The organism is Tenacibaculum sp. MAR_2010_89, from assembly GCF_900105985.1.
Lineage (GTDB): Bacteria > Bacteroidota > Bacteroidia > Flavobacteriales > Flavobacteriaceae > Polaribacter > Polaribacter halocynthiae.
Genome location: NZ_FNUB01000005.1, coordinates 88,540 through 102,280, shown reverse-complemented (window position 1 = coordinate 102,280; position 13,741 = coordinate 88,540). Strand labels below are relative to the sequence as shown.

General features: G+C 28.8%; 13 protein-coding genes. All 13 read right to left on the bottom strand.

Going from position 1 to position 13,741, the window contains the following annotated elements; all coding sequences use genetic code 11:
- Positions 1 to 9 precede the first annotated feature (9 nt).
- Positions 10 to 1,872, bottom strand: a complete 1,863-nt coding sequence (locus BLV71_RS04145) for a SulP family inorganic anion transporter (RefSeq protein ID WP_093869325.1) — start codon at positions 1,870 to 1,872, stop codon at positions 10 to 12.
- A gap of 105 nt (positions 1,873 to 1,977) precedes the next feature.
- Positions 1,978 to 2,679, bottom strand: coding sequence for a universal stress protein (locus tag BLV71_RS04140; protein WP_093869324.1), 702 nt, complete (start codon positions 2,677 to 2,679; stop codon positions 1,978 to 1,980).
- Positions 2,680 to 2,681: 2 nt separating this feature from the next.
- The gene (locus BLV71_RS04135; protein WP_093869323.1) at positions 2,682 to 4,211 is read right to left on the bottom strand and encodes a SulP family inorganic anion transporter; all 1,530 of its coding nucleotides are present in this window, start codon (positions 4,209 to 4,211) and stop codon (positions 2,682 to 2,684) included.
- A 184-nt stretch (positions 4,212 to 4,395) separates the two neighbouring features.
- The gene (locus tag BLV71_RS04130; protein ID WP_093869322.1) at positions 4,396 to 4,683 is read right to left on the bottom strand and encodes a hypothetical protein; all 288 of its coding nucleotides are present in this window, start codon (positions 4,681 to 4,683) and stop codon (positions 4,396 to 4,398) included.
- A 55-nt stretch (positions 4,684 to 4,738) separates the two neighbouring features.
- Positions 4,739 to 5,497 carry a tetratricopeptide repeat protein gene (locus tag BLV71_RS04125; protein ID WP_093869321.1) on the bottom strand — a complete coding sequence of 253 codons (759 nt, stop codon included), beginning with the start codon at positions 5,495 to 5,497 and terminating at the stop codon, positions 4,739 to 4,741.
- Positions 5,497 to 7,257, bottom strand: a complete 1,761-nt coding sequence (locus tag BLV71_RS04120) for a BatD family protein (RefSeq protein WP_255405114.1) — start codon at positions 7,255 to 7,257, stop codon at positions 5,497 to 5,499. The genes BLV71_RS04125 and BLV71_RS04120 overlap by 1 nt, the downstream gene beginning before the upstream one ends.
- A 71-nt stretch (positions 7,258 to 7,328) precedes the next feature.
- On the bottom strand, positions 7,329 to 8,156 hold the full coding sequence (locus BLV71_RS04115; RefSeq protein ID WP_093869319.1) for a tetratricopeptide repeat protein: 828 nt from the start codon (positions 8,154 to 8,156) through the stop codon (positions 7,329 to 7,331).
- On the bottom strand, positions 8,137 to 9,180 hold the full coding sequence (locus BLV71_RS04110; protein ID WP_113786445.1) for a VWA domain-containing protein: 1,044 nt from the start codon (positions 9,178 to 9,180) through the stop codon (positions 8,137 to 8,139). Before BLV71_RS04110 ends, BLV71_RS04115 begins: the two co-directional genes overlap by 20 nt.
- 13 nt (positions 9,181 to 9,193) lie before the next feature.
- Positions 9,194 to 10,198 carry a vWA domain-containing protein gene (locus tag BLV71_RS04105; RefSeq protein ID WP_093869318.1) on the bottom strand — a complete coding sequence of 335 codons (1,005 nt, stop codon included), beginning with the start codon at positions 10,196 to 10,198 and terminating at the stop codon, positions 9,194 to 9,196.
- Positions 10,188 to 11,276 (bottom strand): hypothetical protein, encoded by a 1,089-nt coding sequence (locus BLV71_RS04100; RefSeq protein WP_176974348.1) that lies wholly within the window; start codon positions 11,274 to 11,276, stop codon positions 10,188 to 10,190. Before BLV71_RS04100 ends, BLV71_RS04105 begins: the two co-directional genes overlap by 11 nt.
- A gap of 23 nt (positions 11,277 to 11,299) precedes the next feature.
- On the bottom strand, positions 11,300 to 12,166 hold the full coding sequence (locus BLV71_RS04095; RefSeq protein ID WP_093869317.1) for a DUF58 domain-containing protein: 867 nt from the start codon (positions 12,164 to 12,166) through the stop codon (positions 11,300 to 11,302).
- A 3-nt stretch (positions 12,167 to 12,169) separates the two neighbouring features.
- A complete protein-coding gene (locus tag BLV71_RS04090; protein ID WP_093869316.1) occupies positions 12,170 to 12,499 on the bottom strand; it encodes a hypothetical protein in 330 nt (109 codons plus the stop codon).
- 72 nt (positions 12,500 to 12,571) lie between these two features.
- Positions 12,572 to 13,561, bottom strand: coding sequence for an AAA family ATPase (locus BLV71_RS04085; protein ID WP_093869315.1), 990 nt, complete (start codon positions 13,559 to 13,561; stop codon positions 12,572 to 12,574).
- Between the last annotated feature and the right edge of the window lie 180 nt (positions 13,562 to 13,741).

The following is a 13,741-nucleotide window of genomic DNA, read 5'->3' as shown; positions in this document are numbered from 1 at the left end:
AAATATTTTTTAAAATTTATCTTTTACGTTTTGTTTTACCCATGTTAAACAATCTTCAAATGTTGTAAATATTGATTCTTCTGATATTAAATCAGGAATAATATCAATACGTTCCATCATATAGCGGGGTTGATCAAGTAGATCAACTAAAAGTACATTTTTCTCATCTTTTTTCAAATCAACCAAAATATCTTCAAGTGCGTAAAGTCCAGATTGATCTATATACTGCATTTTTTCCATCCTTATAATAATGGTGGATGCTGTATTAGGAATTTGCTTAACTAATTGTTGAAAATCACTAGTTGACCCAAAAAACAAAGGACCCTTTATATGTTTAATAAATACTTCTTCAGATAAGTTTTTTGGAAAATCTTTTTCATCTGCCCACGATTCTTCTTTTAAAGGTTTAACATCAGAATATTTACCCGTTAAATCTCCTATTTTTTTCATAAACATTAAAGAAGCAATTACTAAACCAATACCAACGGCATAAACTAAATTCCAAAAGGTAGATAAAAGTAATACTACGATCATAATAATTACTTCCGAGCTCACCTTAAAAGGACCAATTTTAGCATCTTTAGGAAGGTTTGGAATTGCTTTCAATCCTTTATAATCCATAACTCCAATACCTACTGTTATTAAAATACCGGCTAAAACAGCAGCTGGTATTTTTGAAGCAATAGGCCCTAAGCCTAATAAAATTACAAGAAGCATTATACCTGCTATCATACCAGATAGTTTGGTTTTACCACCTGAGTTAATATTAACAACGGTACGAATAGTTGCACCAGCCCCAGGAATTCCTCCAAAAACAGCAGCAATTGTATTACCAATTCCTTGACCGATTAATTCTTTATTTGGTTTATGTTTAGTTTTGGTCATATTATCAGCTACAACTGATGTTAACAAAGAATCAATTGCACCTAATAAAGAAAGTGTTAATGCCGTAAATATATATGGAGTTATGCTACCTAAACTAAAGTTAGTAAATATTTCTAGATTTGGTAAAGGAAATCCTCCAGGTATTTCTTCAATAGGCCTGTAGTTTAAACTAAAACCTAAAGCTATAGAGGTCATAACTACTAATGCAACTAACGTACTAGGAACTGCAGTTGTAATTCGTTTAAAACCATAAATAATGAAAATAGTACCTAAAGCTAAAATTAATTCTAACCAATTAATATTTTTTAAGGCTCTTGGTAATACTTTTAAGGTTCCTAAAACGCCAGAAGCCTCTTTACCTGCTAATGTTTTACTTTCTTTTAAAATGTCAGCTTGTGTAGTTTTCTGAGCTCTATTTATTGTTTCTTTAAAATTTTCTAACACTAATACTCCTTCACCTGCTTCATCTTTTAAAATATTTTCTAATATTATTTCTTCAGCTAAAGGTTTAAATTTCTCAACAAATTGAGTATCTTCTTTTGCATAATACCCTACAGAAGGTAATACTTGTGTTACTAAAATGATAACTCCAATTGCAGTCATAAAACCAGACACAACGGGATAAGGAATATAGCGGATGTATTTACCCAAACCTAATATTCCTAAACCAATTTGGAAGAAACCTGCAAGTAGAAAAACAATCAAGATAGTTGGTAAAGCTTTATTTATATCACCATCATTTGATGCAAGAATACTAGCAATAACAACCATACTTACAGCTGTCATAGGAGCAGTTGGTCCAGATATTTGTGTGTCTGTTCCTCCAAACAGAGCTGCAAAAAAGGAAATAAAAATAGCTCCATATAAACCAGCACTTGGTCCTAGTCCTGAAGAAACACCAAAAGCTAAGGCTAGTGGTAATGCTACAATTCCTGCTGTAATCCCTCCAAAGAGATCTCCTTTAAGATTTGAAAATAGTTTTTTCATATTTCTCGAGTTGAGTAGGAATAAATATACTAAAAAAACTGTAATTTATTAATACTCGTGTTCAAAACCGATTTATTAATTTGGGTTATTTTGAAATTAACATTTTTAATTAGCCACTACTAAAGAAATGTCTATTTTTCTAAGTAGTTTATTAAATGATTTTGTAGATTTAGGTTTTACATTTTCTCTATCTACTAGTAATAAGTTAATGTCTTTTGTTTCTAAAGATTTAATATCTTTTTTATCTACTTTAAGGTTTTTTAAAGGTTTATTAGAGTTTTCAATGATTTCAGTAATAAAATCATTGCTTCTTTGTTCTAACTCATTATAAATACCTAAAGAAATTTCATTTTCAGGTGTAAGATTATTTTCTGAAGAGGCTATAATAATTGTTTTGCCTTTTTTCTTTAATAGATGTCTACTAATCTTATCACCTAAAGCAACTATACTTTTATTTCTACGTTTTCCAATTACAATAATGTTTGGATTCGAGTTTTCTAAAAAAGTATCAATTTCATTTTTAATATTACCAAAAGTAAAGGAAGAAGTGATATCGATATTATACTTTTTTGAATAAGTAGAAACTAACTCATTTATATCCTTGTTAATTTTAGTAAAGTTAGTGTTAATAGCTCTGTTTGCTGATAATTGATTATCAGTACTTACTATATCACTAGGTTTTTTTACGTGAAATAAATGAATGCTAGCATTAGTTTTCTTTGCTAAGCTAATAGCCGTATTTAAAGATGTTGCCGTACTATCTTTTAAATTAGATAGTACGACAATCTTATGTTTTGATGTATTCATACTTATGAGGCTTTTGGTCTTAACTTAAAAAATTCAATAAAACTTGAAGGATTTTCAACAACACCTCGTTCAGAAATTAATTTAATATCAATATTTTTCTCTTTAGCTTTAAAAGCAAAGTCTTCTAAAATTTCAATAATATCATTATCTAAATACCTTGTTTTTCTTACATCTAACTCTAAATAAGTGTCTTCTGGCAAGCTATCTAATTCTTTTAATATTGCACCTTTATTAAAGAAAGTAACTTCTTCAGCAAATGACATTTTTATTTTATGTAAACCATTACTTTTATCTTCAATATGTAAGAAATGAGAGTTTTGGTAACTTTTATATAAAATAACAACAATACCAACCGATAAACCTAATCCAATTCCAATAAGTAAATCAGCAAAAACAATACCTAAAACCGTTACAATAAAAGGTAAAAATTGTTTTAGTCCTTGTTTGTAGATTTTAAAGAATAACGCTGGTTTTGCTAATTTAAAACCAACAATTAATAAAACTGCAGCTAAAACTGATAATGGTATTTTATTTAAAAGAGTAGGGATTAATATTACTGAAATAAGTAAAAGGAAACCATGAATAATGGCAGATAATTTACTTTTACCTCCAGATTGAATATTAGCAGAACTTCTAACAATTACTTGAGTAATTGGTAAACCTCCAATTAAACCAGAAATGATATTTCCAGTACCTTGTGCAAGTAATTCTCTATTAGTAGGAGTAACATTTTTATCTGGATCTAATTTATCAGTTGCCTCAACACATAATAAGGTTTCTAAACTTGCAACCAAAGCAATGGTAAATGCTATAACCCAAACATCTTTATTTGTAATTGCATCAAAATTAGGAAAACTAAATTGACCTAAAAAAGTATCAAAACTATCAGGTACAGGTACACTTACTAATTGAGCAGCATTGATACCAATTTGATCATTACCTTGAGTGATTACGTAAAAAATAATACCTACAACAACAGCAACTAGAGGTCCTTGAATTATTTGAAATATTTTTCCTTTTTTTGATAATACTTTATCCCAAAGTAATAATATAGCTAAACCTAGAACACCAATTAATGTAGATCCTAAATTGATAGCATCTAGAGATATGCTTTCTGCAGATTTATCATACCCAAAAAAGAAAGGTATTTGTTTTATTATAATTATAATTCCTATACCAGTTAGCATTCCTTTAATAACTGAAGAAGGAAAATAATAACCAATTACCCCAGCTTTAAGAACACCTAGTAAAACTTGTATTACACCTCCTAATACTACGGCTACAAGAAAGTTTTCGTAACCACCTAATGTACCAATGGCAGATAATACAATAGCAGCCAATCCTGCAGCAGGACCACTTACCCCAATTTTAGACCCACTTAAGCCTCCTACAATAGTACCTCCAATTATTCCTGCTATAAGACCAGCAAATAAAGGAGCTCCACTAGCTAATGCTATACCTAAACATAAAGGTAAAGCGACAAAAAACACCACTACACTAGCGGGCAAATCATTTTTAATTGTTTTGAACATGAAATATTTTTTTAGTCAACTCTTTTTATATTTTAAGAATTGACGAATTATAAATTATTTAAGATAAATTAATTCAATCAAAAGATTTTTACTCAGTTTTATTCATTAGCATTTCCTAGATAAAACCAAGAATAAGTCACTTTAAATGAGTGTTTAGTTTTTTTTGATTGATTTTTTTAGTATGTTATCCTAAAAGTTCAGGTGGTGGAGATTCAAGTTTTCTACTTATTGAAGTATATGTTTTAGAAAGATATAATACCTTTCTAACTATTTCTGTAACTTGATAAGAAGCAAGTATGTCGTTGCTATAATATAGTTTTATTTTAAACTCTTCAATGTTTTCATCATTATCAGAGGTGTCATTAACTAAAGAGCTCTCACATTTTTTTTCAGACAACGTTATATATGTGGGAACTACCACAGAAGTAATTAAACTAATTGTTAGAAAATAAATTAATAATTGTTTGCTCATAATTTTAACAACTAACAAAGATAGTATTTATAACTATGTGTTTTTGTTAATAAAATTAAAAAATAGTTATTATTTTAATATCTTTTGATAATAACCAGCCAATTTTTCCATCAATTAACTTAATTTTTTTCCAATCATCAACAGTGTCTAAAACTTTAATTTTGGTTCCTTCATGTAAAGTGAAAATTTCTTCTGAATCTTGTGTAGGAGAATTTTTTATAGAAACTTCTTTAGTAAAAACAATTGCTTCTATAGTCTTTTTAGCTGTATCATATTGTTGGTATGTTATTATTAAAGAACTTAACAATAATAAAAAAGAAAGAATACTTGTTACAAAATAAAAACGTTTTTTTACTGAATTTGTTGAGAAGTAAAATAATAAAAAAAGAACACTAGCGATTATTGAAAATACTATTACAACTAATGCCCATGAGTTATAATGTAGTTTTTGAAGATAGTTTATATTTAGTTTTTGAAATAAAGATTTAGGTAATTCTTCAATTCTATCTAGCGTTAATCTTTTTGCTATGATTAAATTATTTTTTGCATCTTCATTGGAAGGGTTTATTAATAATGCTTTTTCATAATTATAGATACTTGGCGCAACTTGATTTAATTTATAATAACAGTTCCCTATATTGAAGTATAGTTCTGAAGAGGTTTCTTCTGAGGCTTCAATTTTATTATAAACCTCAATTGCTTTTTGGTATTTCCCTGTTTTGTATAAAGTATTAGCATTAGAAAATAAAGCATCAGCATTTTGTGCAGATACAATGTTTGTAATGAATACTAATAGTATAATAATATTCTTCATTATAACTGTTTATCTAATTGAGTAATTACTTGTTTTGCTTTTTCATACTCTTGATTCATTTGCGTATTATCTATTGGTGTATAGCGTGCAAAATCACAATCATTCAATACTTCAATGAATTCTTTTATTGAAGTTGAGTTAACATTTTTACCTTCTAGCAATTGTGTTATTTTTTCTCTACTTATATCTGAAGTTTCTACTTTTAATTTTGCTTTCAAATAATTATGTAAAGCTCTTTCTAAGGCTTCATAAAACGCTTCTTTATTTCCTAATTTCTTAGATGCTTCAGATAAATATTTTTTTGCTAATCTATCAGCTTTTCGTTGTTTGTTACCTAGCACATCGCCATCTCTTTCCTCTTTCTTTTTGTAAATTAAAATAATTAAAGGAATTGCTATAGCTGGAAATATTAACAGAATATAAAACAAAATGGACTTGAAAAAATCTGATTGTTGTTTTGAATGAAAACTTGATGAAGTTTGAATATATCTAAAGCTAGTATCAGTCATTTTCACATCTTGTTTTTCAACATTATTTCTATTGTCTGAATTAGTTACTAACTCTTTTCCTTCTAAAACATCTACATATAAATCTTCAGAGGTAATTGTTTGGTATACTTTTTCTTTAGGGTTGAAATAAGAGAAGCTAGTTGAAGGAATTTTATACTTACCTTTATATTGTGGTACAACAGTATAGCTGTCTGAAACATTTCCTCTTAATCCACTTGAAGCAACACTTACTTTTTCTTTTCTTTCAGGTTGGTATACTTCTAATTCTTTTGGAGTTTCGATTTTTGGAAGCTCAAAGAGTTTTAAGTTTCCTTTTCCTTTAACTGATATTTTTATTTGTGATGATTCATTGGCTTTTAAAATTTCTTTGCTTAATGATACATCAAAAGAAAATTCCCCAACAGCACCAGTAAAGTTTTCTGGTTTATTTAAAGTAGGTAATGCTTTTGTTTGAATTGTTTTTTTAGCAGAAGAAAATTCTTTTCGCACCTGACGTGTAATTACATTACCAAAAAAGTCAGCACGTCCTGTAGGAACAGCAACTATAATATCCATTTTCATGGGGTCAATAGTTAGCTTTCCAGCTTTAGTTGGAATTAATAAAGCTTTATGTAAAACGGCATACCTATATTTTTCACCATTATATGTACCTTCTTTTACAGGAGTTCCATTTCTTTTGATTTCTTGGTTCCAAAAGCCATTATATTGAGGAGATTGTGTTATTGCATTGTCATAAATACCAACATTTTCACTAAAATATAAACGATATTCTACATAAATACCTTCACCTACATAGGGTTTTGATTTAGATATTTCAGCGACTAAATGAATGTTTTGAGAAGCTATATAATCAGGGTCATTTGGGTTTTTAGGAATGTCAACAGCAGCTAAAACTATAATTTTTGCAGTCTCGGATTTAATAGTTTTATCGTCGATCTCTATTGAAGCTGGAGGTAAATCAAATTCTCCTTTTCTTTTTGGTTGTAAGATATAGGTATAAGATTGAGAAAAGGATCTCTTTCCATTTATGTATGATTGGCTAACAGATTGACTAGGGCCACCAACTATTTTAAAATTTCGGAAGTTTGGAGCTTTAAAGTTATCAGCTCCTTGCTTATTTATTATATACTGGACTCTAAATCGTTGATTTACGCCTAGTTTATTTTTACTGACACTTACCTTTAAAACACTATCTTGAGCGTTAATAGTAAGTGAAAAAACACTTATAAGTATTAATATGTAAAATTTCAAATCCCTGTTCATTTTTAATGTGCGTAAAAATAATATTTTAACTATTTAATACAAAAAATCTTATCATTTGATTACCAGTCCTTTTCTTGCTTAACTTTTCTTCCTTTTGATTTTTTTACATTCATTTTTTTCTGTGTCTTCTTCTCCTCATTGTTTAAACTTTCTAGCAATTGTTTCATTTGCTGAGGAGTCATTTTACCTTGTTGGGGTTTTTGCTTTTGCTTATCTTTTTTATCTTTATTTTTTTTGTTTTGCTGATCTTTATTTTGATCCTTTTTAGGATCTTTTTTGTCATCTTTTTTATCCTTATCGTCTCCTTCTTTCTTGTCTTTGTTTTTATCCTTCTTGTCTTTGTCCTTCTTGTCCTTTTTATTTTTTTTATTCTTATCCTTATCGTTCTTTTTATTTTGTTGCTCTTTTTTTAATTTTTTTTGAGCAACAGCTAAATTATAACGTGTTTCATCATCGTTAGGGTTATTTCTTAAAGAATTTTTGTAAGCATCTACTGCTTGTTGATATTGCTTTTGTTCCATCATAGAGTTACCAATGTTATGGTAAGCCTCTGCTTTTGAAATTTTATTTTTTGTAGTTTTTGCTGTTAATTCAAATTGTGAAACTGCCTCTTTATATTTTTTACTTTGATATAAAGTATTGCCAAAGTTATAGCTAGCTTTATCGTACTTACTGTTTTTGCTTAAAGATTTTCTATAGGCAATTGAAGCCTCGTCAAATTTTTGTTTGTTATAAAGTTTGTTTCCTTGACGAACTAAAGAACGAGCTTCTCTTTGAAGTTGTAAAGTGTCTTGTTGTGCATTAACTATTGTTGAAATAGTTATAAAAAACAAGCTGAATAGTATTTTTATTAAATTGTTCACCTTTTTATTTTTTAACTTCTTCATTAAATAAATCTATTTTCTTTAACCATTTTGTCTTTCTATCAAATAAAAAGATGTCAAGAATTAAAAATAATAAACCAATACCTAAAAACCATTGAAATTGATCTTTGTAATCAGAAAATTGCTTAGTTTCAAATTCACTTTTTTGTGCATTTGCAATAATGTCTGCAATAGAATTTACAGGTTTATCGGTTTTGTTACCATCAATATAACTTCCATTAGCTATATCAGCAATTTCTTGTAATATAGTTGCTTTTCTTTGTGTAATAACGGTTTCCCCTTTTCTATCCTTCTTATAACCAATAAGTGAGCCATTTAATTTTATTGGAATTGGTCCACCTTTTTCAGTACCAACACCAACGGTGTAAACTTTTACACCTTCATTGGCTATATTCTGAGCTATTTGCTTAGTTTCTTCCTGATGATCTTCACCATCAGAAATAATAATTAAAAAACGATTAGTTTGCTCGTCGTTATTATAGTATGTTTTGGCTAGGTTCAAGGCTTCATTAATTGCTGTTCCTTGGCTTGAAACCATATCTGGGTTTGCGTTTTGTAAAAACATTTTACCAGCAGCATGATCAGTAGTGATGGGTAAAAGAGGGTAAGAATTCCCCGCATAAATTATTATACCCACTCTATCACTTCCTAACTTATCTATTATTTTTGATATTATTTGTTTTGATTTTTCTAGTCGATTAGGAGCTATATCTTCAGCAAGCATACTTTTAGAAACATCTAATGCAAATACCACATCAACTCCTTCTCTCTTAACTGTTTTAAGTTTAGTACCCATTTTTGGGTTTGTTAAAGAGATAATTAATAAAGAAATACCTATTAAAAAAAATATTAGTTTTAATATAGATTTAAAACGTGAAGAGTTTGGAGCAAGCTTTGCAAGTAATTCAGGAGAAGAAAATTTTTTTTGCGTTCTTTTTTTCCACCATAAAACCAGTAGAAAAAAGACAATTATTATTGGAATAATTGCAAAAAAGTAAAAATATATAGGTTCTTCTATTTTATACATAATTATAGGGTAATTATATAAAGCTTTTAAAAATTGTGTTTTTTAATAGAAATTCGAATACTAGTAATAATCCTCCTAAGAATACCCAAAAGCGATATTTCTCAGTGTAATTATAGTATTTAAATTCTTCTATTTTTGTCTTTTCAAGTTTATCTATTTCATCATAGATTGCTTTTAATTTTGTGTTGTTAGTTGCTCTAAAGTATTTCCCTTCTGTTTCTTTGGCTATGTGCTTTAGTAGTGTTTCGTCAATTTCTACTTGCTGATTTTTAAAAGTTATTTGACCAGTTCTTGGGTCTTTAGCCCAAGGAAAAGCAGCCATTCCATTAGTTCCAATACCTATGGTGTATACTTTAATATTATTTCCTTTCGCTAGTTCTGTAGCAGTTTTTGGATCTACAAAGCCAGCATTATTTACTCCGTCGGTAAGTAAAATAATAACTTTACTTTTAGCTTTACTTTCTTTTAACCTATTCACGGCTGATCCAAGTCCCATTCCAATAGCAGTTCCTCCTTCTAGTTGTCCCCATTTAATTTCTGAAATAGTTCTTTTAACTATCGATTTATCACTTGTTATTGGAGTTTGAGTGAAACTTTCACCTGCATAAACAACAATTCCTATTCGATCATTTGGTCTTCTGTTTACAAAATCAGTAGCAACTCTTTTCAAGGCTTCCAAACGGTTTGGCTTTAAATCCTTGGCTAGCATACTAGCAGAAACATCAATCGCCATAACAATATCAATACCTCTATTTGATTTTGTTTTCTTACTTATGGAAACATTTCTGGGTCTAGCTAAAGCTATAATAATAGAGGCTAATGCAAAAAGTCTTAATGCATATACTATTGGTTTTAATTTAGGTAAAAAAGAACTTTTTACATTAAACCCTTTTATACTTGCTATTTTTAATTTAGCACTGTCTTTTTTTCTTGTAAAAAAATTCCATAGAGCTAATAATGGAATTAACAACAGTAGCCATAAAAATTCTGGACTATGAAATTCAAAATTATTGAACATTTTCTACTGGTTGTTTTATAGAGTTAGACAATGAGATTGCTTTATAAATTCCAAATGAAATTAATGTAACAATAAGAAGTGTTACTGTAATTAATAATAGTTTGGTAATTGTGTTAGGATTCTTGATTTCGGGTTTTTGAACAATAACTACAGGTTTGCTATAACTAGTTTCTGTGTTTTCTTCTGTAGTAGAAGGTTTCAGATTGTTAATAATATGTGTAGTTGTGTTTCTGTCGGCTTCAATTTCATGAGCCATTGGTTTCGACTTTGCAAATTTTACAAGGTCTGATTGTTGTAAAAGATTCTTTAACTTTTTTATAGTTTCTTTATCTGTTACAATAGATTTTGAGTTACTGAAATCTATTAAACTTTCTACCAGTTCATTTGTTGTTTGTTCTAGGGCAGGTACATTTAATTCTCTCTCAATATAGTTTCTAACAATATCAGTTAACTCACTATAATAAGCTTTTGTTTTGTTGTTTTGCCATAGTAACTTTTCATCAAGTAGTTTTAAGTTTCTTAGGGCTTCCTGATAAGGTGCTAGTTTAGGAATTAATGTTTTTGATGTACTATTGTCTGACCTTTTTAAAGCAAAATATAAAGTTGAAATAGCTATTAATAATATAGCTAAAGCCCAATAAACATAAATTTTAAAATCATCAAATTGATAAGGTTCTCCTTTAATACCTTTTATAGGAAACTTTTTAATTTTTGTAGTATCAATAGCTACTGTAGTAACATTTATTAATAAACTATCTGTTAAATAAGCTTGATTTTTGATAAATATTTGTTGTCTTGGAATGTAAAATGCACCACTATCAAAACCAGTTAACTTATATTTTTTAATAAGTTTACTATTAATCGTATCTATCTTTAAGGAGTCAATTACCTCTAGGCCTTTTAAATTTCCTAGCTTAGGAATAATAACATTTTCTGTTTCACTAATAGTTATTTTATATTCAAATTGTTCTCCAATTCGTATGTTAGTAGTATCTGCTTCAATTTTAACCATTGAAGATTGAGCATAACTAATAGATAGCGTAAGTAAGAAAAATATGTAAAATAATTTATGCTTCATTGTTCAGTGTCATTTTTTGACAATTATCCTTTTTGTTTAAAATAGGCTAATAGTTTTTTAACATAGCTTTCATCAGCTCTAATATTTATAATACCTGCGCCACTTTTTCTAAATGTAGTTTTAAAATAATCAGCTAATCGTAATGCATTAGCTTTGTATAGAGACCTAACTGATGAAGAACTTGTATTAACAAGTTGTATGTTGCCAGTTTCAGCATCCATCATTGGTACCATTCCAAGATTTGGAATTTCTTGATCATGTTTGTCATATACTTTAATACCAGTAACATCGTGTTTATTACCAGCTATTTTAAGAGTACGTTCGTACCCTTCATCTAAAAAGTCAGAAAGCATAAAAACAATAGCTTTTTTCTTCATAATGTTCGATAAGAACTTTAATGCCTCGTCAATACTAGTTTCTTTGCTTTTGGGTTCAAACTCTATGAGTTCTCTAATGATTCGTAATACATGAGTTTTTCCTTTTTTAGGAGGAATAAATAATTCTACTTGATCAGAAAATAAAATTAAGCCTACTTTATCATTATTTTGAATAGCTGAGAAAGCAAGAGTAGCTGCTATCTCAGTAATTGTGTCTTTTTTAAATTGTTGGTTAGTACCAAAAAATTCAGAACCAGAAATATCAACCATTAACATCATGGTTAATTCTCGTTCTTCTTCAAATACTTTAATATAAGGTTCGTTGTACCTTGCAGTAACATTCCAATCAATAGCACGAATATCATCACCATATTGGTATTGTCTAACTTCAGAGAAGGTCATACCACGCCCCTTAAAGGTTGAGTGGTATTCTCCTCCAAAAATATGATTAGACAATCTACGTGTCTTAATTTCTATTTTACGAACTTTTTTAAGTAACTCTTTTGTATCCATTAATTAGTTTAACCAATTTTCAGGTAAAGGAGGCAATTCTACTTCTTTAAATTCAAATGATTTTTCAATTGAAAATAATGGAGCCTCTTTTATTGATAAATCTACATTGTTCTTTTTGGCAATTTCTTTAACTACCTCACCAATGGTTCTTTTCTGACAAAGTACCAAACTGTTCATTATAACATTTGATTCAGTTTGTAAATCAAAACAGTCTATATGAAAAGCAGGTTTGTTGTCTTTGTAAACAATGGCTTCAGTTCTTTTTCTCTTTTTTAATTCTAAAATTTCTTTTGTTCCTGTTAATGTTTTGTACGTTGTTAATTTGTAAGTCATTTCTAGCTATAATTTAAGGGGGTTAATATTTTTTCTTACTAGAGTATGGTTAGCTAAAATATAATTGGGAAATTATGGAACTTGAATTTCGTTAATAATTGTGTTAATAATATCTATAGATGAAACGTTTTCAGCTTCAGCTTCGTATGTTATTCCTATTCTATGTCTTAACACATCATAAGCAATAGCTCTAACGTCTTCAGGTATAACATAACCTCTTCTTTTTATAAAAGCATAACATTTGGCAGCTTTTGCTAGTGCAATACTACCTCTAGGGGAAGAACCAAAACTAATTAATGGTTGTATTTTTTCTAAATTGTATTTTTCTGGGTATCTAGTTGCAAAAACGATATCTAAAATATATTTTTCAATCTTTTCATCCATATAAACCTCGTTTACTACTTTACGAGCTTTAATTATTTGATCAATTGATACAACTGGATTTACTTTTTCGTAATTACCGCTTAAGTTTTGACGTAAAATTAATTGCTCGTCTTGTAATTTCGGATAATCAATTACAGTTTTAAGCATAAAACGGTCAACTTGAGCTTCAGGTAAAGGGTACGTTCCTTCTTGCTCAACTGGATTTTGTGTAGCCATTACTAAAAAAGGTTCGTCAAGTTTAAAAGTCTCATCACCAATTGTAATTTGACGTTCTTGCATTGCTTCAAGTAATGCAGACTGCACCTTTGCAGGAGCACGGTTAATTTCATCTGCTAATACAAAGTTGGCGAAAATTGGTCCTTTCTTTATAGAGAAATCATTTTCTTTTACATTGTATATCATAGTTCCTACAACATCAGCAGGAAGCAAGTCAGGAGTAAACTGAACACGACTAAAACTACCTTGAACAGCTTTAGAAAGAGTGTTAATAGCAAGTGTTTTAGCTAAACCAGGAACACCTTCTAATAAAATGTGTCCATTACCTAAAAGACCAATAAGTAATCGTTCAATCATGTCTTTTTGACCAACAATTACTTTATTCATTTCTGTAGTTAATAAATCTACAAAAGCACTCTCTTGCTCTATTTTTTCATTAATTACTCGTACATCTACATCCATATGTGTTTGAATTATATTAGCTTTTCTGTGAAACAAAACTACAATATTATGAATTTAACAATTGTTAAAGTATGGTTAAACCTAAAAAAGTGATAAAAATTGTAAAAAAATAAAATTTTATGATTTTTAGAGAGTATATAATTAAAATTTAAGTCTTTTGTTAATGAGTGGTTAATTTTG

Bases quoted from the DNA above. Each gene is read 5' to 3' on its own strand.
- BLV71_RS04125 (WP_093869321.1), bottom strand. From the start codon at position 5,497: ATGAAGAATATTATTATACTATTAGTATTCATTACAAACATTGTATCT.
- BLV71_RS04110 (WP_113786445.1), bottom strand. From the start codon at position 9,180: ATGTATAAAATAGAAGAACCTATATATTTTTACTTTTTTGCAATTATT.
- BLV71_RS04095 (WP_093869317.1), bottom strand. From the start codon at position 12,166: ATGGATACAAAAGAGTTACTTAAAAAAGTTCGTAAAATAGAAATTAAG.
- BLV71_RS04140 (WP_093869324.1), bottom strand. From the start codon at position 2,679: ATGAATACATCAAAACATAAGATTGTCGTACTATCTAATTTAAAAGAT.
- BLV71_RS04090 (WP_093869316.1), bottom strand. From the start codon at position 12,499: ATGACTTACAAATTAACAACGTACAAAACATTAACAGGAACAAAAGAA.
- BLV71_RS04105 (WP_093869318.1), bottom strand. From the start codon at position 10,198: ATGTTCAATAATTTTGAATTTCATAGTCCAGAATTTTTATGGCTACTG.
- BLV71_RS04100 (WP_176974348.1), bottom strand. From the start codon at position 11,276: ATGAAGCATAAATTATTTTACATATTTTTCTTACTTACGCTATCTATT.
- BLV71_RS04085 (WP_093869315.1), bottom strand. From the start codon at position 13,561: ATGGATGTAGATGTACGAGTAATTAATGAAAAAATAGAGCAAGAGAGT.
- BLV71_RS04145 (WP_093869325.1), bottom strand. From the start codon at position 1,872: ATGAAAAAACTATTTTCAAATCTTAAAGGAGATCTCTTTGGAGGGATT.
- BLV71_RS04130 (WP_093869322.1), bottom strand. From the start codon at position 4,683: ATGAGCAAACAATTATTAATTTATTTTCTAACAATTAGTTTAATTACT.
- BLV71_RS04135 (WP_093869323.1), bottom strand. From the start codon at position 4,211: ATGTTCAAAACAATTAAAAATGATTTGCCCGCTAGTGTAGTGGTGTTT.
- BLV71_RS04115 (WP_093869319.1), bottom strand. From the start codon at position 8,156: ATGAAGAAGTTAAAAAATAAAAAGGTGAACAATTTAATAAAAATACTA.